The organism is Mycobacterium sp. SMC-21, from assembly GCF_045310825.1.
Taxonomy (GTDB): Bacteria; Actinomycetota; Actinomycetes; order Mycobacteriales; family Mycobacteriaceae; genus Mycobacterium.
Genome location: NZ_JBJIAO010000025.1, coordinates 36980 through 57328, shown reverse-complemented (window position 1 = coordinate 57328; position 20349 = coordinate 36980). Strand labels below are relative to the sequence as shown.

The following is a 20349-nucleotide window of genomic DNA, read 5'->3' as shown; positions in this document are numbered from 1 at the left end:
GTACCCGCCTACTCAGTCCTGCGTGCCCAGTAACGCACAGGCTCATCACATGGCCACGTCAACTTCCCGCGAGCAGGCGCTGCGGCGGCTGCCGTTGCCCTACTCACTTGCCCTGCGGTTGCGCGACGCACGCGTCGCGGCGGACCTGATCTGCGAGTACGTCGGCGTCGAGCCGTCGGCACTTGCCGGCATCTACCGCATCGGCGAGGCGAAACTGGCTGCCGCACAACATGACCTGGGGGTGACGGAGCCGGCCACGCTGCCGGTTGCGTTCGAACCGGGTCACTGACGGACGGACGCTAGCCCTGCGTGTTGACGATGACACCGACCGCGCCGGAGCCGACGTGCACAGCCAGCACCGGCCCCATGTCGGTCACCACCAGTGATTCGACCTGGGGTAGACGGGAAGTCAGTGCGGCGCCGATCGACGCGGCGTCGTCGTGATTGTCGACGTGGTGCACGGCGATGGATGCGGGCCGCTCGCCGACGAGCGCGACCACCCGCTCGATCATCGCGGCATGCGCCTTGGCGACGGTCCGAATCCGCTGATCCAGTACCAGCCGGCCGTCGATGTCCAACTGCAGCAACGGCTTCAGCGACAACGCGGTACCGAGCCAGGAGGCCGCGGTGCCGATGCGGCCACTGCGCCGCAGATTGTCCAGGCGGTGCACGACGATGAACCCGTGTTGCCTGCCGGATTCCGAACGCGCCTGCGCCTCAACGGTATCCAGATCAGCACCGGCCGCTGCGGCCCGGGCCGCAGCCACGGCGACGAACCCGACGCCCATCGCGGCAGACCGCGAATTGACCACGCGCACAGACGAACCCATCTCACGGCCCACGGCCGCCGCGGCACTGAACGTGCTCGACAGACCGGCCGACAGATGCACCGCCACCACGCCGTCGCCGCCGCTGTCGGCCAGCGCCTGCTTGTAGACGTCAGTCAGATCCGCGGGCGCCGCACCGGACGTGGACACATGCGACCGGTCCTGGATGTCCTGCGGAATCGGGTCGATCCCGTCCTGGTAGTCGATGCCGTCCTGCAGCACGTGCAGCGGGACCACCCGAATGTCCCAGCGCTTCAACTCTTCTGGGTCAAGCCGAGCCGACGAGTCGGTGACCACCACCACTGTCATGGCTAGCCGTCGGTCCGCTGCGACACCACACCGGCCTCGGCCAGCCCCTTGAGCATGAGTTCGGCGACCGCGCGGTGCGCCTCGAAATTCCAGTGGATCCCGTCCGGATTGGCCCGGCCGGACATCACCTCGTCACCGACTGCGGCCTTGAGGTCGACGATCGGAATCTGCTTGGCGTCGGCCCAATCGGTGATCGCCGAAACCGTCGCGTCGCGCCACCGGTGCGAGCTGCCGTAGGTCTCCGCGATGTGCACCGATGGAATCGTCGCCACGAACGGGATGCCGGGGCGGTTGAAATCGATTGCCCCGCGGGTCTCTTCGAGATACTCGACCGTCAGGTGCGCCGGCAGCGCAGGCCGGGCGATCGGCGACAGCCGCGGCTGCAGCCAGCCATAGCCGTCCCGCACGATGCGGCGCAGCCACGGTGGCCGCACGTAGCGGATCAGCTCCCGCAGCGCCGTCGGCAACGGCGACGGCAGCGAATCCATGCCGCACGTCGCGAAGATCACCGCACCAGCCTTGGGCAGGGCCGCCCACGACCGCGGATCCTGCGTCGCGGCCCACCACACATCGCGGCACGTCCAGCCGATCCGGCCGATCAGCTCCAGCTCCCAACCAAGTTGGGACGCAACGATGTTGGGCCAGATGCGGGGATCATCAGACGGCAGTCCGCCGGTCGGCCCGTAGTAGGACAACGAGTCGCAGAAGACCAGGAGAACGGGCCTGGTCGGAGTAGCCGGAGTGGTCGGAGTGTCAGAGGACATCGTTCGCCACCTGGGCCGAGGCGTTCCAGACATCCAGACGCCACTTCACGGGATCGTCGTCGGCCAGTCCGGCACTGTGCCCGGACAATTGCACCCAGCTGGCATTGCCCATGCCGCCGAGCACCGGCCAGTTGTCCACCGGCAGCTCCAGCAAGGCCGCAGTCAGCGCGGCGATCAACCCACCGTGCGCCACGAGCACCACGGGCCGGTCGACCTCGTCGATACCCCATTCAGGCAGCTTGCGCAGCTGCTCGGCCACCACGGGGAGGCTGCGGTGCGCCACGTCCACCCGGCTCTCGCCGTTGTGCGGCGCCCAGCGGGCATCGTCACGCCAGGCCAGCCGCGCGCCGGGGGCGACGGCGTCGACCTCCTGGTGCGTCAGACCCTGCCAGTCCCCCAGGTGCGTCTCGCGGAGCCGTTCGTCGACCGACACCGGCATGCCGGCCTGGTCCCCCAGCGTCGTCGCGGTGTCGAGAGCCCGGCGCAGATCGGACGACACGATCACCAGGGGCTGACGCTTGGCCAGCACCTCGGCGGCGGCGACCGCCTGGGCCCGGCCCAGATCGCTCAGGTCGGTGTCGAGCTGGCCCTGCATCCGGCTGGTGGCGTTGTATTCCGTCTGGCCGTGACGCAGCAGCAGGAGACGGCGGTTCCTCACTCGCCGTCCTCGTCGGACGCGTCGTCACCGTCCGGGTTCACCGGCAACTCGCCCTCCAGGTCGACCTCGATGGCCGGGCAGTCCCGCCACAGCCGGTCCAGCGCGTAGTACTCGCGCTCTTCCTGGTGCTGGATGTGCACCACGATGTCGACGTAGTCGAGCAGCACCCAACGGCCCTCGCGGGCGCCTTCGCGACGGGCCGGCTTGTGGCCCGCCCAGCGCATCTTCTCTTCGACCTCGTCGACGATGGCGTTGACCTGGCGGTCGTTGGACGCGGAAGCGATGACGAAGTAGTCGGTGATGACCAACTGATCCGAGACGTCGATGACGCTGATGTTCTCGCCGAGCTTGGCGGACGCCGCACGGGCGGCGACCGTCGCCATGTCGAGGGCTTCGGGGGTGGCGGTCATGAACTCTCCTGCTTGTCCGCGGCTTGATAGAGGCCACGTTTGGATACGTATTGAACGACGCCGTCGGGCACCAGGTACCAGATGGGCCGGTTGTCCTGGGCGCGGCGACGGCAGTCGCTCGACGAGATGGCCAGCGCGGGCACCTCGACGAGGGTCAGGGCGTCGGCCGGCAGTTCTTTCTGCGCTTCCTCGATGTGCTTGCCGTCCAGCTCGTAGCCGGGCCGGCTGACGCCGATGAACCGGGCCGTGGAGAACAGCTCCTCCCAGTTCTGCCAGGACAGGATCGAGGCCAGCGCATCGGCGCCGGTGATGAAGAACAGGTCGGTGTCGGGGTTCTGCCGGGCCAGATCCCGCAGGGTGTCCTTGGTGTAGGTGGGGCCACCGCGGTCGATGTCGACGCGGCTGACCGAGAACCGCGGGTTCGCGGCTGTCGCGATGACCGTCATCAGGTACCGATCCTCGGCGGCGGTGACGTGGCGATCCCGCTTCTGCCAGGGCTGCCCGGTCGGCACGAAGATCACTTCGTCGAGCTCGAACAGGTCGGCCACCTCACTGGCCGCGACGAGGTGTCCATGATGGATGGGATCGAACGTCCCACCCATCACTCCCAGCCTGCGTCGAGTCACGATTGGCCAGCTTACGGCAGTGTTCGGAGCCAACTCGGGGGCAGGACCTCGGCGGCTAGACCGGCAGCAGGTTGTCGATCACCGACGCGAGCTGCTTGGCCGACCGGCATTCGTGCATGGTGATGACGTCCTGGTACTTGGCCGTCGCGGAGTCGCCGCTGCCCCACAGGTGCTTGGGCTCGGGGTTGAGCCAGTGCGCGTGCCGGCTGGCGTTCACCATGTGTGCCAGTAGGTCGGCCTGCGGGTTGCGGTAGTTGTTGCGGCCGTCGCCGAGCACCAGCAGGGCCGTGCGCGGCGAGAGCGCGTTGGGCCACTTGTCCAGGAACGAGACGAACGCGTGGCCGTAGTCCGAATGCCCGTCCCGGGTGTAGACGGCGGCCTCGCGGGTGATCTTCTGCACCGCGACGGCCAGGTCGGCGTCGGGGCCGAACAGCTCGGTGACTTCGTCGGTGGTGTCGATGAAGGCGAAGACCCGCACCCGCGAGAACTGCTGACGCAGGGCATGCACCAGCATCAGCGTGAAGTGGCTGAAGCCCGCGACGGAGCCGGACACGTCGCACAGCACCACCAGCTCGGGACGGGCCGGGTGCGGCTTCTTGAGGACGGCCTCGATGGGCACGCCGCCGGTCGACATCGACTTGCGCAGGGTCTTGCGCAGGTCGATCTGGCCGGCGTGGGAACGACGCCGGCGCGCCGCGAGCCGGGTGGCCAGCGTACGGGCCAGCGGCGCAACGACATTGCGCATCTGCCGCAGCTGATCGCCTGACGCCCTGAGGAATTCGACGTTCTCGGCCAGCTGCGGGATGCCGTAGGTCTGCACGTGGTCGCGGCCGATCTGCTCGGCGGTGCGCCGCTTGGTCTCCGACTCGACCATGTGCCGCAGCTGCGAAATACGCTTGGCGGCAATCGCTTTGGCGATCTGCTCCTGCGTCGGCGTGGGCTCGTCGCCGTACGGCGCCAGCAGTCCGGCCAGCAGCTTGCCTTCGAGCTGGTCCAGACCCATGGCCTTGAGCGCCTGATACGACGAGTACGACGGGCCCCGGCTCGAGTTGTACTTGCCGTAGGCGTCGACGATCTGCGCGATCATCGCCATCAGGCGGTCGTCGAGGTTCGCCATGTCCGCGTCGGACAGCAGGTCGACGAGTGCCGCGCGCATGCCCTCGACGTCCTCGGGCGGGATCCGGTCGGGCCGGTGCTCCGGATCCTCGTCGTCGTCGAGTTCCAAGACCGCCCGGTCCCCCATGGCCGCGGGGAACCACAGGTCGAACAGCGCGTTGTACGTCTCGCGATGGTCGGGCCGGCGCAGCACCGCACACGCCAGACCCTCGCGCAGCACCATGCGGTCACCCAGTCCCAGGGTGGCCATCACCCGGCCGGCATCGACGGTCTCCGACGGCCCGACGTTGATGCCCACCTTGCGCAGGGCCTCGACGAACCCCACGAGGTGGCCCGGAATGCCGTGCGGGGCAAGCGGTTGCGCGGGCGTGCGGGCGACGGCCATGCGGACTCCCCTAGTTCAGCTTCAACTCGCCGATGGCGCGCTGCTGATCTGACTGGTGTTTGAGCACCACACCCAGCGTCGCGGCGATCATCTCGTCATCGATGGTGTCCATGCCCAACGCCAATACCGTCCGGCCCCAGTCGATGGTCTCGGCGACCGACGGCAGCTTCTTGAGCTGCATGCCGCGCAGCACGCCGATGATCCGGACCAGCTCGTCGGCGATCTTCTCCGGCAGCTCGGGCACCCGGGACAACAGGATGCGCCGTTCCAGATCGGGGTCGGGGAAGTCGATGTGCAGGAACAGGCAGCGACGCTTGAGCGCCTCGGACAGTTCGCGGGTGGCGTTCGACGTCAGCACGACCAGCGGTGTCTGCTGCGCCTTGATGGTGCCGAGTTCGGGCACGGTGACGGCGAAGTCGGACAGGATCTCCAGCAGCAGGCCTTCGATCTCGATGTCGGCCTTGTCGGTCTCGTCGATCAGCAGCACGGTGGGCTCCGTGCGGCGGATGGCCGTCAGCAGCGGCCGGCTCAGCAGGAACTCCTCGCTGAACACGTCCATCTTGGTCTGGTCCCAGTCACCAGACTGCTGACCCGATTGGATCCGCAGGATCTGCTTGGCGTGGTTCCACTCATACAGCGCGCGGGCCTCGTCGACGCCCTCGTAGCACTGCAGCCGCACCAGCTCCGACCCCGTGCACTGGGCGATGGCCCGGGCCAGTTCGGTCTTGCCGACACCCGCCGGTCCTTCGATCAGCAGCGGCTTGCCCAGCCGGTCCGCCAGGAAAACCGCTGTGGCCGTTGCGGTGTCGGGCAGGTATCCGGTTTCGGTGAGTCGCTTGGCGACGTCATCGATGGCGGCATTTTCGCCGAACAGCGGCACCGAACGAGCGGGTGTACTCAAGTTCTTCTCCTCTTACACGGGCCGGGTCTGGCCGTCGCCCCACACGATCCATTTGGTGGAGGTCAGTTCCGGCAGCCCCATCGGACCGCGCGCGTGCAGCTTCTGGGTCGAGATGCCGATCTCGGCGCCGAAGCCGAACTGCTCACCGTCGGTGAAGGCCGTCGACGCGTTGACCATCACGGCGGCAGCGTCCACCTGTTCGGAGAACCGCTGGGCCGCAGCAAGATTGGTCGTGACGATCGCCTCGGTGTGCCCGGTGCCGTACTCGTTGACATGCGCGATGGCGCCGTCGACACCGTCCACCACGGCAACCGCCATGTCGAGCGACAGGAACTCGGCGCGCAGCTCGTCTTCGCTCGGGTCCAGATGCACCGTCACCCCGGCGTCCTGCAGCGCGGTCACCAGCCGCGGCAGCGCGGTGTCGGCGATGGCCCGGTCCACCAGGAGGGTCTCGGCCGAGTTGCACACGCTGGGACGGCGGGTCTTGGAGTTCAGCAGGATGCTCTCGGCCATGTCGAGATCGGCGGCCTCGTGGACGTAGACGTGGCAGTTACCGACGCCGGTCTCGATGGTCGGCACGGTGGCGTCGCGCACCACGGCGTCGATCAGGCCGGCGCCGCCGCGCGGGATCACCACGTCGACCAGCCCGCGAGCCTGGATCAGGTGGGTGACGCTGGCGCGGTCCTCGCTGGGCAGCAGCTGCACCGCGTCCTCGGGCAGGCCCTCGGCGGCCAGCGCCGCCCGCAGTGCGGTGACCAGAGCCGCATTCGACCGGGCTGCCGACGAGCTGCCACGCAGCAGCGCCGCGTTGCCGGACTTCAGCGCCAGGCCGAAGGCGTCGACCGTCACGTTGGGCCGGCTCTCGTAAACCATGCCGACCACGCCGAGCGGCACCCGCTGCTGACGAATCTGGAGGCCATTGGGCAGCGTGCTTCCGCGCAGCACCTGACCCACGGGGTCCGGCAGCCCGGCGACCTGCCGCAATCCGGCGGCGATGCCGTCGAGGCGCTGGGGGTTCAGGGCCAGGCGGTCGATCATCGCCTCGGCGGTGCCGGCGGCGCGTGCGGCGTCGATGTCCTCGGCGTTGGCGGCGAGCACCAGGTCCGCGGCGGCGAGCACTGCATCGGCCGCGGCGTGCAGCGCGCGGTTCTTGGCTTCGGTGGTCAGCGTGGCCAGCACGCGCGACGCGACGCGGGCCCGCCGGGCGGCGTCATGCACCTGCTGGCGCAGATCGGTGTCCGTAGCTGCGTGCACACTCATTAACCCAGGGTAACGAGGTATCGGCGGTCCGGGCCGGTCGGGGCTACGGTGGCCCGGTGACTCGCATCACTGTCGTGGGCAGCGTGAACATGGACTTGGTCTTCGATTTGGCCGACCTGCCGGGACCGGGACAGACCGTGCTGGCGTCGTCATTGCATTCGGAGCCCGGCGGCAAGGGCGGCAATCAGGCCGTCGCGGCGGCCCGTGCGGGTGCCGATGTCCAGCTTGTCGCCGCGCTCGGGGCCGACGCCACGGGCGGCGCGCTGCGAAAGCACTTGCAGGACAACGGCGTCGGCCTGGTCGGGACCGTCAGCCTGCCGGTCCCGAGTGGTACCGCGGCAATCATGGTCGGCGACAACGCCGAAAACATGATCGTGGTGGCGCCGGGCGCCAACGGGCACCTGACCCTGGACTCCGCACACGTTCGCGCCGTCGTCGCCGATTGCGACGTGCTCTTGCTGCAGCTGGAGATCCCGCCGGCCACCGCGCTGGCGGCGGCGCGGCTGGCGAAGGACGCCGGCGCGACGGTCGTGCTCAACGCCTCTCCCGCCGGCACCGATCCGGAGGTGCTCGCCGCGCTGGCCGCCGTCACCGACGTGGTGATCGTCAACGAAACCGAAGCCGCCCAATGGCATTGGCCCGTCCCACACCTGGTGATCACGCGCGGCGCCGACGGCGCGCAGCACCGCACGGCCGACGGTGAGACACATGTCCCGGCGCCCCAGGTCGAAGCCGTCGACACCACCGGCGCGGGTGATGTCTTCGCCGGCGTCCTGGCTGCGGGCTGGACCACGGACCCCGCACATGCCCTCCGGCGGGCCGTCACAGCCGGCGCGCTCGCCACCCTGACCCCCGGTGCCGGCGACTGCGCACCGCGAGACGAGGTCATCGAGGACGCGCTGGAAGACGACGCGCCAAACTGACGCGCAGATATACGCCACTTGGCGGATGATCTGCCGGCCGCGACGCCGGATAGTCGACGCATGACCATTGCCAGCGGTATTCCGAGCGTCTTCGACGTCACGCTTCCGGCGATCGACTATTCGGGCGCGCAAAGCCCCGACGAAGCGCAGGCGATCCTCGCGCCGGCGCGCGCGCAGTCACCGATCGCGATGGGCCCGCACGGGCCGGAGGTGCTGACCTACGACCTCGCGCACGAAGTGCTGCGCGATCCGCGATTCCGGATTCCCCAGGGCATGTTCCTCGTGGCGCAGGGCATCACGTCGGGCCCGGTGTGGGACCGGGTCAGCGCATCGATCATCAGCATCGACGGTCCCGAACACACCCGCCTGCGCCGACTGATCGCGACGGCCTTCAGCCGCCGCGCCATCGAACGACTGCGCGCCACGGTCGTCGACGTCGTCAGCGATCTGATCGACCGCCAGGTGGCCCGCGGGCACTGCGACGTGGTGACCGACATCGCGCGCCAGTACCCGACCCCGGTCATTTGTGCCCTGCTCGGCGCCCCCGCCGAGGACTGGGCGCAATTGTCGGCCTGGGTGGACGATTTCATGCAGGCCTTCGACTGGCACGTCGCCGAGCACGAGACCGCGATCCTGACCGCGTGGGACGCGCTCGATGACTACATCGACGACATGGTTGCCCGTCGGCGCGACAATCTCACCGACGATCTGATCTCGGATCTCATCCGCGCCGAGGAGGACGGTGACCGGCTCAGTGCCGACGAACTGCGCATGCTGTCCACCGGCCTGCTGGCGGCCGGCACCGACACCACCCGCAACCAGGTGGCCGCTTCGGTACAGGTCCTGTGCGAGCACCCCGACCAGTGGGCGCTCCTGGGGGCGCACCCGGATATGGCCGACCGTGCCGTCGAAGAGACCATGCGGCACTCCCCCATCGTGATCAGCTCGCTGCGGATGGCCCGCGAGGATGTCGAACTCGCCGGAATGCTTTTCCCCGCAGGAACTTTCCTGCAGGTGAACACCGGCGCGGCCAACCGCGACCCCGCCGTGTACGACGATCCCGACCGCCTCGACATCACCCGCGCCGGCGCCCCGGCGATGCAGACCTTCGGCGCCGGGATGCACTACTGCCTCGGCGTGCACCTGGCCAAGATGGAGCTGGCCGAAGCGCTCGCCCTCATGACGCAGCGCATGCCCAATGCCCGCGTGACCGGGCCGGTGCCGTGGAAACCGTTGGTGGGTCTGAGCGGACCGCTCACCCTGCCCATCGCCTTCGACCGCGTCGATCAGTCGTGGCGGGCGGCTTCCTGAGCGACCTGTCTGCGCGCGCCGAGTGAGGGTGCCACCGCCCAAAACCACGCAGCTGTTGCGATTCAGCAAATACTGCGGGTTTGCCGTGGGTGGTCCTAGAATCTGACGTTCAAATGGACGGTCACAAGGGAATCGCGGTGTCACGGCGATTCTTCGTGCTCACGGTCGCCATCGCCGTCTTCTATGTACCGCTCGCACTCAATTACACCTGGCCACTTTTCGCCCCCGGCTTGGCGCGCTGGCAGGACGCCGTCAACACCGTCATCAACGGTGATCACTACGCGATCGGTGACGGGTCGGTCGAATCGGTACGCCACGGCGCCTACGCCGAGCATCGCGTGGTGCTCATGGTGCACACCACGCTGGCCGGACTTGCCTTGACGCTGGGGCTGTTTCAGTTCTCGTCGCGACTGCGCACCCGTTGGCCGGTGGTACACCGCTGGACCGGCCGCAGCTATTTGGCATTGATGTCGGTCAGCATGCTGACCGCGTTGGTGTTCCTGTACGTCACGCCGCCGGCTCAGCACTTCATCGGCCCGGCATTCGAAACGCAGTTGCGCGCCTTGGCAATCGGCACCCTCGGTAGCGCGTGGTACGCGGTCTACGCGATCCGCCGCCGCGACGTGATCACACACCGGGCCTGGATGACCTACGGCATCGCCCTGATGATGACAGCGCCGTTGCTGCGGGTGATCTGGATCGGGATTCAGCCGCTGATCCCGCAGCACGATCTGCTGACCAACATCGGCGTGGGCTCCATCGTCCTCGGTGTCGCCGCGCCCGGCAGCGCGGTGTTCGCGTTCATGCTGACGCAACGATCGTCACCCGACACCCAAATCGGTTCGACGCCAAGGTGTTTGACTCCAAGGTGGATGTACGGCGCTGCCGCGGGATTGGCGATTGTCGGCTCACTCGCCTACGCCGGCCTCGTGATGCGGCTGCCGGCGCCGATTCCGCACAGCCTCGCGCTCTTTCATCTCGTACCGGCCTGGATCACGCTCGCGATCGCCGCGCGTGGGGTGTTCCGTGCCCGCGCCGCGGGCGATGTGGCGCGCGAACGGCAGTGGCGCTGGCTGCTGTGGGGCTTCGCCGCGGCCCCGACGGCGGCCGCCTTGTACGCGCAGATCGTGCCGCCGGCCTTCACGACGGCCGACGCCGTCCTCGCCGGCGGCATGGACGGCCCGGTCATCCCGATCACCGTCGCCTTCGCGCTGGTGGTGCATGCGGCCGCGCGGTCTCAGCGTCGGACCGACGACGACCTTGATGAGCCGAACGTGCTCGCCGCCGCGTGAGCGCGGGGGCAAGTTATCCACAGAACGCGATTCATCCACAATCTGCGCCTGCCACATAGTTTGAAGCGGTCGAGATCGCTAAAATCGAACATATGTACGAGGAACTGGTGATCGAAACCAGGGAAGCCGACGACGCTTCCCTGGTCGACACGATGACCAGCGCAACACGGGCCGAAGCCCAGAGTGCCGCCCGCCGGCTGGCTGCCATCGCCGAACTCACCCACCGCCGCTGCATCGACCACGAGGACCGCGACCTATGGGCGTGCGACGGCTGGGACGCCGCGGCGTGCGAAATCGGCGCAGCCCTGACGATCAATCGCTGGCAAGCCGCCAGTCAGATGCACCTCGCGCTCGCACTGCGTGACCGGCTCCCACTCGTCGGCGCCCTGTTGGCGCGCGGGGACCTATCACTTCCGTTGGTCACCCTGATCTGCTGGCACACCGAGCTCGTGCAAGACCCCGCAACGCTCGCCCTCATCGACACCGCCATGGCCGGCAGCGCGCACGAATGGGGTCCATTGTCGAAAGCTGACACGATCCGGCAGATCGACAGCTGGATCGAGAAGTTCGACCCGGCCGCGGTGCGTCGCACCCGTAACGCCGTCCGCGGTCGCGATGTCGAGTTCGGCAAGCCGGGTGACCCCGCAGGCGTCACCTCGGTCTGGGCTCTGTTGCTGACCACCGACGCCGAACTGCTCAAGCGCACCCTCACCGCCATGGCCTACGAGGTCTGCGACGACGATCCCCGCAGCCTCGCCCAGCGCCGCGCCGACGCGTTGGGCATCCTGGCCGTCCGTGGCGATCGGCTGCCCTGCCACTGCGGCAAACCCGACTGCCCCGCGGCCGGTACCGATCCGCGCGCCGCAGCCGTCGTCATAAATGTCTTGACTGGCACTGCGCCACAACCGATCAGCGATCCTCTGCTCGACGCGCCGGAGGCCGCGCCGCCGGTCACTGCAGACACCCCGGTCGCCGAGGCACTCGCGCCTCTGCCTGAGCCCGAGCCTGTCGTCGACCAGAGCGCGGTCGGCTATCTGCCCGGCGGGCCGGTGATACCCGCGGTGGTCATGGCAGACCTGGCCGCCCGCGGCGCCAGCGTGAAAACGGTTACCACGCCGCAGGTTCCGGCCGACGGGCAACCGCGGTACCGGCCGTCGACCGCGCTCGACCACTACGTGCGGATGCGGGACATCACCTGCATGCACCCCGGCTGCGACCGCCCCGCCGTGGACGCCGACCTCGACCACACCATCCCCTGGCCGGCCGGAGCCACGCATCCCGGCAATCTCAGCCCGAAGTGCCGCAAGCATCACCTGGTCAAAACGTTCTACAGCGGCGCGACCGGATGGCACACCCGCCAGAACCAGGACGGCACCATCGTGTGGACCGCACCCACCGGGCATACCTACACGACCGTGCCCGGTAGCCGAATCCTGTTTCCCGACAGGCACTTCCCTACCGCAGCGCCGCCACCATCGGCAGCGCCGCCACCATCGGCTACGGCGACCACCAGCGATCAACCCGGTCGCGACCTCATGATGCCCACCCGCCGGCGCACCCGCATCGGCGACCGCGCTCGACGTACCCGGCACGAGCGCAAACTCAATTGGGCCGAGCTCCTGGCGTCGGAGTCGACCGCCGAAGCCAAACTCCAACTCGCCCAACAACTCATCGACGGCGACAGCTCACCACCGTTCTGAAGGCGGTGCGGCTACACGGCCACCGAGGACACGTTGATGACCCGGCCGACGTGAAGCTCTGGTACGGCGTGGTCGAGGCGAGTTGATCGGGGTGCCGTGGAAACTCGGGTCGGTCGGCATCACGTCGGATGTGTAGAACTGCCCATCCTGGTCGACCCATTGGAAGCGGTCCAGTCAGTTGAGGTCTCGCTCGCCAGGAGCTGGTTCTGGATGGGGCTCGCCGGATCGAGCGTGATGAGGTCGTCGACCGTGCCGTGGATGATCAGGGTAGGTTTTCTGCTGCGGGGTCAGGAACGCCGGCCCGTTCAGGCCTCCGGCACGTTACGGTCGATCTCGTCGAGCCAGATGCGCGCCGACATGTCCGACGGCGCCCGCCAGTCCCCGCGCGGGGACAGCGCGCCGCCGGCGGACACCTTCGGGCCGTTCGGCAGCGCCGACCGCTTGAACTGACTGAACGAATAGAACCGCTGGACGAAGACTTTCAGCCAGTGCCGGATGTCGGCGAGCGAGTAGGCGACGTGCTCGTCGTCCGGGAAGCCGGCCGGCCAGTCACCGGCGTCGGCGTCGTGCCACGCATGCCAGGACAGGAATGCGATCTTCGACGGCCGGAAGCCGTACCGCAACACCTGGAACAGCGAAAAGTCCTGCAGTGCATACGGTCCCACCTTGGCCTGGCTGCTCTGGACTGCCTCACCGTCGGTCGCCGGAACGAGCTCCGGGGTGATCTCGGTGTCCAGCACCGACTGCAACACCTCGTTGACGTCGGCGTTGAACTGACCCGAGGAGATCACCCACCGGATCAGATGCTGGATCAGGGTTTTCGGCACCCCGCCGTTGACGTTGTAGTGGGACATCTGGTCGCCGACGCCGTAGGTGCACCAGCCCAGGCCGAGCTCGGACAGGTCGCCGGTGCCCAGTACGATGCCGCCGCGCTGGTTGGCCAACCGGAACAGGAAGTCCGTCCGTAGGCCGGCCTGCACGTTCTCGAACGTCACGTCGTAGACGGCCTCACCGCGGGCGAACGGATGCCCCATCTCGCCCAGCATTTGCCGCGCGGTGTCCCGAATATCCAACTCCGAGAACGTGACTCCGAGCGCCTTCGCCAGCGCGGTCGCGTTGTTCTTGGTGCGATCGCCGGTCGCGAAACCCGGCATGGTGAAGGCCAGGATGTCGCTGCGCGGCCGGCCCTCGCGGTCCATCGCCTTGGCCGCCACGATCAACGCGTGCGTGGAGTCCAGCCCGCCGGACACGCCGATCACCACGGTCGGGAAGTTCAGCGCCCGCAGGCGCTGCTCCAGACCGGACACCTGGATGTTGTACGCCTCGTAGCAATCCTGTTGCAGCCGCGCGGGATCCGCCGGCACGAACGGGAAGCGCTCGACCTCCCGGAGCAGGCCGATGTCGCCCGCCGGCGGCGAGAGCGTGAACTCGATGCGGCGGAAATCCGATGTCCGGTCGGCGAAGGTGCGCCGGTTGTCGTCGAACGTCCCCATGCGCAACCGCTCGGCGGCCAGCAGCTCGGTGTCGACGTCGGCCACCGACCGTCGCTCGCCGCACGGAAAACGCTCGGATTCGGCCAGCAGCACGCCGTTTTCGTAGATCATGGTCTGGCCGTCCCAGGCCAGGTCTGTTGTGGACTCACCCTCCCCCGCGGCGGCATACACGTACGCCGCCAGGCATCGCGACGACGCGGAGCGGGCCAGCAGCTTGCGGTCGTCGGCCCGGCCGATGGTGATGGGGCTGCCGGAGAGGTTCGCCAGCACCGTCGCACCGGCCAGCGCGGCCGTCGCACTCGGCGGCACCGGCACCCACATGTCCTCGCAGATCTCCACGTGCAGCACGAAATTCGGCAGATCAGCGGCGGCGAACAACAGGTCGGGGCCGAACGGCACGTCGATACCGTTCAGCCGGATCGTGCCCTCGGCATCATCGCCGGCCGCGATCTGACGCGATTCGTAGAACTCGCGGTAGGTCGGCAGGTACGACTTGGGCACCACGCCGAGTACCGAACCGCGGTGGATCACCACCGCGGTGTTGTAGATGCGGTGCCGGTGCCGCAGCGGCGCGCCCACCACCAGAACCGGCAGCAAGTCGGCCGATGCCTCGACGATCGACGCCAGCGCCTCGGTCGTCGACTCCAGCAGCGTGTCCGACAGCAGGATGTCCTCTATCGAGTACCCCGAGAGGGTCAGTTCCGGGAACACCGCCAGTGCGACGGCGTCGTCGTGACACTCGCGGGCCATGCGCAGCACCGACGCGGCGTTGGTCGCCGGGTCCGCGAGTGCGGTGTGGTGCGTGCACGCGGCGACGCGGACGAATCCGTGCCGGTAGGCGGAGTAGAAGTCCACGTCTCGATTGTTGCATCGACACGTGGTGCAACTCCGTGGACGGCCTACCCTCGATGAGGTGCAGGCTCCTGAACTGGTCAATCTGCTGGCCGACCGGCGGCTCGCCGTGCTGACCGGCGCCGGCATCTCCACCGATTCGGGTATTCCGGACTATCGCGGGCCGGACTCGCCGCCGAGCAATCCGATGACCATCCAGCAGTTCCTGTCCGGTCCGGCATTCCGGCAGCGGTACTGGGCCCGCAACCACATCGGGTGGCGGCACATGGCTGCCCGCCGGCCCAACGCCGGCCACCGCGCCGTGGCCGCCCTGGAACGGGCCGGGCTGGTGACGGGCGTCATCACCCAGAACGTCGACCTGCTGCACACCAAGGCCGGTTCCCAGACGGTGGTGAACCTGCACGGCACGTACGCGCAGGTCGTCTGCCTGAGCTGCGGCCACACCATGACCCGCGCCGCGCTGGCCGTCGAGCTGGAACGGCTCAATCCCGGGTTCACCGAACGCGCCGAAGTCGGCAGTATCGGCGTCGCGCCCGACGCCGACGCGACGGTCGAGGACACCGCGACATTCCGGTACCTCGACTGTCCGCGCTGTGGCGGCATCCTCAAGCCCGACATCGTGTACTTCGGCGACAGCGTGCCCAAAGACCGGGTGCAACAGGCGTACGGCCTGGTCGACGACGCCGACGCGCTGGTGGTCGCGGGCTCGTCGCTGACGGTGTACTCGGGCTACCGGTTCGTCCGGCACGCCGCGGCGGCCGGCAAACCCGTCGCGATCATCAACCGCGGGCCCACCCGGGGCGACGACCTGGCCACGGTCAAGATCGACAGTGGCTGTTCGGAAATCCTCGCCCTGCTGGCCAGTGAACTGCCGGCTCAGAACCTGTCCGGGTGCCAGTAGACGTCCTCGGGTGTGCCGGACAACGCGTTGTCCACGGCCTCGCGGCCCTGCATGTAGCCGTAATCCTGATTCGACGACTCGTAGCGCCAGCCACCGAAGCGGCCCCGGCTGTGGATGCCGTGCGCGCGCAGCCGCTCGTCGACGGTCCGCACGATGTCGTCACGGCCCAGGGTCGGCACCGGATAGCCCATCGGCACTTCCCGCACGAACCGGCTCACCACGTACGCCGACTCGGCCCCCAGCGCCCGCAGTGACTCCTCGGTGCGCCGCACCGCGTCGTCGGCGGTCAGTGTTTGCCCGGGCAGCAGCGGGACCTCGCACAGCACGTTCCAGCGGCCGTCGCCGGCGTTGGCTGGGTCGTAGTTGTTGAGCATCGTGGCCCGGTACCACGGCACGCCCAGGTCGGGGCAGTACAGCCAGGTCTTGTCGGCCAGCGCCTCCGGCGCCGCACCGCGGTACCCCAATCCGACCGCGTAGATGCGACTGGCGCACAAGCTGTTTCGCTCGGCCGTCCCTTCGGCGCCGGCGCCACCGAGCCAGCCCCAGGCCGTCGTCAACGGCGCCGAGCTGACACAGTGGTCGTACCCGACGGTCGAGCCGTCGTCCAGGGTGGCGACCCGCCGCACGACGTCGACGTCGACCACCCGGGTGCGCAGCCGCACCGTCCCGGGCTCCAGCAGCTGATCGTGCACGCCCTGCCACAGCGCACCGGTGCCGCCGATCGGATAGGGAAAACTGCCCGCGGCTGCCGGCGCCGAACCGGCCAAACCGAGGCGCGGCACGTTCGGCGCGGCGCTGCCGCTGCGCAACGACGTCCATTCGTGGTCGATGTCCTCGAGTGGGGCCGTCCACATCTTGTAGTTGTAGGGGCCGAAAAACTCGTCAAAAAGTTTGCCACCGAAATTGTTCCGGTAATAGTCGGCGAGGTTGTGCAGCGGGGCATCCGGGTACAGGTCGGTCGGCATCTCGGCGAGTTGCTGCTGGATGGGTGTGGGCACCAGACTCTGCGGCCCGCTGCCCTCGAGCCACACCCAGCCGTTACGGGCGACGTCGTTCATCTTCACGCCCGAGGCGTCGACCGCGCGGTCGAACTCCGCGAAGTGACTGTGCAGCACGTGGCCGCCAAGATCCCAGGTGAAGCCGTGTTCGTCGCGGACCGACGTGGCCATGCCGCCGACCTGATCGCCGGCATCCACCACCAGATGGTCGACCCCGAGTTCGGTCAGCCGGACGGCAGCGCCCAACCCCGTCGGGCCGGCGCCGACAATGAGAAAGGTCGGCACAGGGTCAGAAATCGACGACCAGTCGGGCCGGTTCGAAGCCCTCGGCGAATGCCCGGCGGCACAGGAAGCCGTAGTGCTCAGCGGAACTGCGCACCCACGAGGCACTGACCTTCTCGCTGGCCTCGGCCTGCGACACGTGCGACATCAGGGCTTCGATCTTCTTGTCCAGCGAGTCGGAGATGTCGACGAACGCCGTCGGATTGAAACCGATGGCCGACGGTCCGCCGTACGTCATGATCGACGACACCCAGCGCGCGGCACCGAGAGTACACCGCGAGACCACCCGGTGATCCTGGTGACTGTCGTTGGCCGTGTGGGTGTAAACGATTGTGGCAGAAGACTTTTCGATGGCGTCTTCGATCAGGTGGACGAGCTCGAACTCCTGCAGCGAAACGCGGCAGTCGCCGAAGCCCTGACCCCACAGCAGTTCGTGGACGCCGAGCACCTCCACCGCGCGGAGCTGTTCACGCACCCGCTCCTGCGAGTCGCCGGGCCCCTCCTCGCCGCGGGTCACCACCAACATCGTGACCCGGTCGCCGGCCGCGACATGCTTTGCCAGCGCACCCCCGCAGCCCAGTTCGATGTCATCGGGATGCGCGCCGACCGCCAGCACGGACTGTCTCGCCATCGCCCCCTCAATTCTGTTTGCTGCGTCAGGTGTCGAAGGCAGCATAACCCTAATTTAATGGGTAGGCCTTCTCCAGCAGGGAAAACACCGAACGAGGCGTCGATTCTAGCCAAATACACACGAAGTCGACGTCAAATTGCTACCAGATCATCGGCATGCACCGCGGGTCGGCGCAGCTCGACGGGCAGTTCGGGCGTGGACCGGCCGATGATGCCCGCGAGCTCGGAATCTTCGTAGGCCACGACGCCCCGCGCCACCGCGGTGCCGTCGGGACCGTGCAGCTCGACGACATCGCCGCCGTGGAAGCGCCCGGCAACCGCGGTGATCCCGGCGGGCAGCAACGATTTTCTTTGCCCGACGACGGCCCGCACCGCGCCGGCGTCCAGCGTCAGGGTCCCCGTCGTCTCGGCCGCGTAGCGCACCCAGAACCGCCGCGCCGACATGCGCTCGGGACGCGCCGCAAAGACCGTACCCACCGACGCGTCGGTCAGCGCGGCGGCAGCGTCGCTGGCGGCCGCCAGCAGGACCGGCACACCGGCATCGGCGGCCAGCAGCGCAGACGACAGCTTGGAGGCCATACCGCCCGTGCCCAGGTGACTGCCCCCGGTCGCCGATACGCCGTCGAGGTCACCCGACGCGGCGACCTCGGGAATGAAGCGCGCGTTGCCCTTGCGGGGGTCGCAGTCATACAGACCGTCGATGTCGCTCAGCAGGATCAGCGCGTCGGCCCCCACCAGCTGCGCCACCAGTGCCGACAGCCGGTCGTTGTCGCCGAACCGGATTTCGTTGGTGGCCACGGTGTCGTTCTCGTTGACGATCGCCACCGCGTGCAACGCCCGGAGCCGGTCCAGCGTGCGCTGCGCGTTGTTGTGCTGCGCGCGCTGGGCGATGTCGTGGGCGGTGAGCAGTACCTGCCCGACGGTCCGGTCATACCGGCCGAACGCCGCGCTCCACGAGTTGACCAGGGCCACCTGCCCCACGCTGGCCGCGGCCTGCTTGGTGGCCAGGTCCGTCGGGCGCCGGCTCAGACCGAGCGGCTCAATGCCCGCGGCGATGGCGCCGGACGACACGATCACGACGTCCGAACCGGCCTTCATCCGCTTCTCGATGGCGTCGGCCAGCGTAGCCAGCCGGCCGGCGTCGAACATGCCGTTGGGCGCGGTCAGGGCCGTGGTGCCGATCTTGACGACGACGCTGCGTGCGGTGCGCACGGCCTCGCGATGCGCCGAGACCGTGCCGGAGCCCTGCGTCACAGGTCTTCCTCGGCATCCTCCGCTGACCGACGGCGCTCCTTACGGGCCGCCTTGCGTTCCGCGGCCCCGACGCGATCGGTCTGTTCCAGGCGAATGTCGGTGCCGCGACCGGACATCTGCATGTCGACACCCGCGGGCGTCTGCGGCTCCCAGTCGAACGTGACGTCGCCGATGGTCACCGCGCAGCCCGCGCGGGCGCCCATCTTGAGCAGTTCGTCCTCGACGCCCAGGCGCGCCAGGCGGTCACCGAGATAGCCGACGGCCTCGTCGTTGTCGAAGGCCGTCTGGGCGATCCAGCGTTCCGGCCGGGTGCCGCGCACGATGAAGCCGCCCGAGCCGTCCGATTCGACGGTGAAGCCGGTCTCGTTGACCGCGACGGGCCGGATGATCGGCCGGCGCGGGGCCACGACCGGCTGCGCGGCACGGTATGCCGCGACGATGTCCCACAGGGCAAAGGTCAACGGGCGCAGACCATCTCGGCTCACGGTCGAGATTTCGTAGACGGGCCAGCCGTACTTGGCCGCCACCTCGTCCTTCACGAAGTCGGCGAGTTCGCGGGCGTCGGGCACATCGATCTTGTTGAGCAGCACCGCGCGGGGGCGCTCGGCCAGGTCACCCAGGGTCGAATCCCCTTGCAGCGTGGGCGTATACGCGGCCAGCTCGGCCTCGAGCGCCTCGATGTCGGAGATCGGGTCGCGGCCCGGTTCGAGGGTCGCGCAGTCGACCACATGCACCAGCACGGCGCAGCGCTCGATGTGCCGCAGGAAGTCCAGGCCCAGGCCGCGGCCTTCCGAAGCACCGGGGATGAGGCCCGGGACGTCGGCGACGGTGAAGGTGTTGTCGCCCGCCGACACCACTCCCAGGTTGGGCACGAGTGTGGTGAACGGGTAGTCCGCGATCTTCGGCTTGGCGGCCGAGATGGCCGACACCAGAGAGGATTTACCGGCCGACGGGAAACCGACCAGGCCCACATCGGCGACCGTCTTGAGTTCGAGGGTGAGATCCCGGATCTCGCCCTTCTCCCCCAGCAGCGCGAAACCGGGCGCCTTGCGGGCCCGCGAGGCCAGCGCGGCGTTGCCCAGCCCACCGCGGCCACCCGCGGCGGCCTCGAAGCGGGTACCGGCGCCCACCAGGTCGGCCAGCATGCGGCCCTGCTCATCGAGCACGACGGTGCCGTCGGGCACGTGGACCTCGAGATCGGCGCCCGCGGCGCCGTCGCGGTTGCTGCCGGCGCCGGGCTTACCGGACGGCGCGTCGACGTGCGGGCGGAAGTGGAAGTCCAGCAAGGTGTGCACCTGCGGGTCGACGACCAGGACGATGCTGCCGCCCTTGCCGCCGTTACCGCCGTCCGGCCCACCGAGCGGCTTGAACTTCTCCCGGTGTACCGATGCACAGCCATTGCCGCCGTTGCCGGCGCGTGCGTGGATCACCACACGGTCAACGAACCGGGGTGCCAT

The 20349-nt window shown here is 68.6% G+C and carries 19 protein-coding genes; 6 read left to right on the top strand and 13 right to left on the bottom strand.

Features of this window, described 5'->3' with window-relative positions; all coding sequences use genetic code 11:
- The first annotated feature begins 49 nt into the window (after nucleotides 1-49).
- Nucleotides 50-289, top strand: a complete 240-nt coding sequence (locus tag ACJH6H_RS21085; protein WP_064859578.1) for a hypothetical protein — start codon at nucleotides 50-52, stop codon at nucleotides 287-289.
- A 10-nt stretch (nucleotides 290-299) separates the two neighbouring features.
- Here the strand turns inward: ACJH6H_RS21085 and ACJH6H_RS21080 are convergent, their stop codons facing one another.
- The 8 genes from ACJH6H_RS21080 to ACJH6H_RS21045 all read right to left on the bottom strand — a co-directional run bounded on the left by ACJH6H_RS21080 (nucleotide 300) and on the right by ACJH6H_RS21045 (nucleotide 7256).
- Nucleotides 300-1136 carry a DegV family protein gene (locus tag ACJH6H_RS21080; RefSeq protein ID WP_406775724.1) on the bottom strand — a complete coding sequence of 279 codons (837 nt, stop codon included), beginning with the start codon at nucleotides 1134-1136 and terminating at the stop codon, nucleotides 300-302.
- A 2-nt stretch (nucleotides 1137-1138) separates the two neighbouring features.
- The gene (gene octT, locus ACJH6H_RS21075; RefSeq protein WP_406775723.1) at nucleotides 1139-1900 is read right to left on the bottom strand and encodes a diglucosylglycerate octanoyltransferase; all 762 of its coding nucleotides are present in this window, start codon (nucleotides 1898-1900) and stop codon (nucleotides 1139-1141) included.
- Complete coding sequence (gene gpgP / locus ACJH6H_RS21070; protein ID WP_406775722.1) at nucleotides 1890-2558, bottom strand: glucosyl-3-phosphoglycerate phosphatase; 669 nt, start codon at nucleotides 2556-2558, stop codon at nucleotides 1890-1892. The genes octT and gpgP overlap by 11 nt, the downstream gene beginning before the upstream one ends.
- Nucleotides 2555-2968 (bottom strand): ribosome silencing factor, encoded by a 414-nt coding sequence (rsfS, locus tag ACJH6H_RS21065; RefSeq protein WP_406775721.1) that lies wholly within the window; start codon nucleotides 2966-2968, stop codon nucleotides 2555-2557. Before rsfS ends, gpgP begins: the two co-directional genes overlap by 4 nt.
- Nucleotides 2965-3579, bottom strand: a complete 615-nt coding sequence (gene nadD, locus ACJH6H_RS21060) for a nicotinate-nucleotide adenylyltransferase (protein WP_406775735.1) — start codon at nucleotides 3577-3579, stop codon at nucleotides 2965-2967. Before nadD ends, rsfS begins: the two co-directional genes overlap by 4 nt.
- Nucleotides 3580-3649: 70 nt before the next feature.
- Nucleotides 3650-5095: a vWA domain-containing protein gene (locus ACJH6H_RS21055; RefSeq protein ID WP_406775720.1), complete on the bottom strand. Its 1446-nt coding sequence runs from the start codon at nucleotides 5093-5095 to the stop codon at nucleotides 3650-3652.
- A gap of 10 nt (nucleotides 5096-5105) precedes the next feature.
- Nucleotides 5106-5996, bottom strand: coding sequence for a MoxR family ATPase (locus tag ACJH6H_RS21050; RefSeq protein ID WP_212812296.1), 891 nt, complete (start codon nucleotides 5994-5996; stop codon nucleotides 5106-5108).
- A 12-nt stretch (nucleotides 5997-6008) separates the two neighbouring features.
- Nucleotides 6009-7256, bottom strand: a complete 1248-nt coding sequence (locus ACJH6H_RS21045; RefSeq protein ID WP_212812297.1) for a glutamate-5-semialdehyde dehydrogenase — start codon at nucleotides 7254-7256, stop codon at nucleotides 6009-6011.
- A 56-nt stretch (nucleotides 7257-7312) separates the two neighbouring features.
- Between ACJH6H_RS21045 and ACJH6H_RS21040 the strand changes: the two genes are divergently transcribed.
- From ACJH6H_RS21040 to ACJH6H_RS21025, 4 genes are all read left to right on the top strand, one after another.
- Complete coding sequence (locus ACJH6H_RS21040; RefSeq protein ID WP_406775719.1) at nucleotides 7313-8179, top strand: ribokinase; 867 nt, start codon at nucleotides 7313-7315, stop codon at nucleotides 8177-8179.
- A gap of 60 nt (nucleotides 8180-8239) precedes the next feature.
- A complete protein-coding gene (locus ACJH6H_RS21035) occupies nucleotides 8240-9490 on the top strand; it encodes a cytochrome P450 (RefSeq protein WP_406775718.1) in 1251 nt (416 codons plus the stop codon).
- 113 nt (nucleotides 9491-9603) lie between these two features.
- Complete coding sequence (locus ACJH6H_RS21030; RefSeq protein WP_406775717.1) at nucleotides 9604-10782, top strand: DUF2306 domain-containing protein; 1179 nt, start codon at nucleotides 9604-9606, stop codon at nucleotides 10780-10782.
- A 92-nt stretch (nucleotides 10783-10874) separates the two neighbouring features.
- Nucleotides 10875-12482 (top strand): DUF222 domain-containing protein, encoded by a 1608-nt coding sequence (locus tag ACJH6H_RS21025; RefSeq protein ID WP_406775716.1) that lies wholly within the window; start codon nucleotides 10875-10877, stop codon nucleotides 12480-12482.
- Nucleotides 12483-12787: 305 nt separating this feature from the next.
- On the opposite strand, the gene ACJH6H_RS21020 is transcribed toward ACJH6H_RS21025, so the two are convergent.
- Nucleotides 12788-14830, bottom strand: coding sequence for an NAD(+) synthase (locus ACJH6H_RS21020; protein WP_406775715.1), 2043 nt, complete (start codon nucleotides 14828-14830; stop codon nucleotides 12788-12790).
- 58 nt (nucleotides 14831-14888) lie between these two features.
- Between ACJH6H_RS21020 and ACJH6H_RS21015 the strand changes: the two genes are divergently transcribed.
- A complete protein-coding gene (locus ACJH6H_RS21015) occupies nucleotides 14889-15728 on the top strand; it encodes an NAD-dependent protein deacetylase (protein ID WP_406775714.1) in 840 nt (279 codons plus the stop codon).
- Here the strand turns inward: ACJH6H_RS21015 and ACJH6H_RS21010 are convergent.
- The 4 genes from ACJH6H_RS21010 to obgE form a co-directional block, all read right to left on the bottom strand.
- Nucleotides 15704-17011, bottom strand: a complete 1308-nt coding sequence (locus tag ACJH6H_RS21010; RefSeq protein ID WP_406775713.1) for a protoporphyrinogen/coproporphyrinogen oxidase — start codon at nucleotides 17009-17011, stop codon at nucleotides 15704-15706. The two genes, ACJH6H_RS21015 and ACJH6H_RS21010, sit on opposite strands and share 25 nt — an antisense overlap.
- 4 nt (nucleotides 17012-17015) lie before the next feature.
- On the bottom strand, nucleotides 17016-17639 hold the full coding sequence (locus ACJH6H_RS21005; protein WP_020102177.1) for a PIG-L deacetylase family protein: 624 nt from the start codon (nucleotides 17637-17639) through the stop codon (nucleotides 17016-17018).
- Nucleotides 17640-17770: 131 nt separating this feature from the next.
- Nucleotides 17771-18892 carry a glutamate 5-kinase gene (gene proB / locus ACJH6H_RS21000; RefSeq protein ID WP_212812306.1) on the bottom strand — a complete coding sequence of 374 codons (1122 nt, stop codon included), beginning with the start codon at nucleotides 18890-18892 and terminating at the stop codon, nucleotides 17771-17773.
- The gene (gene obgE, locus ACJH6H_RS20995; protein WP_406775712.1) at nucleotides 18889-20349 is read right to left on the bottom strand and encodes a GTPase ObgE; all 1461 of its coding nucleotides are present in this window, start codon (nucleotides 20347-20349) and stop codon (nucleotides 18889-18891) included. The genes proB and obgE overlap by 4 nt, the downstream gene beginning before the upstream one ends.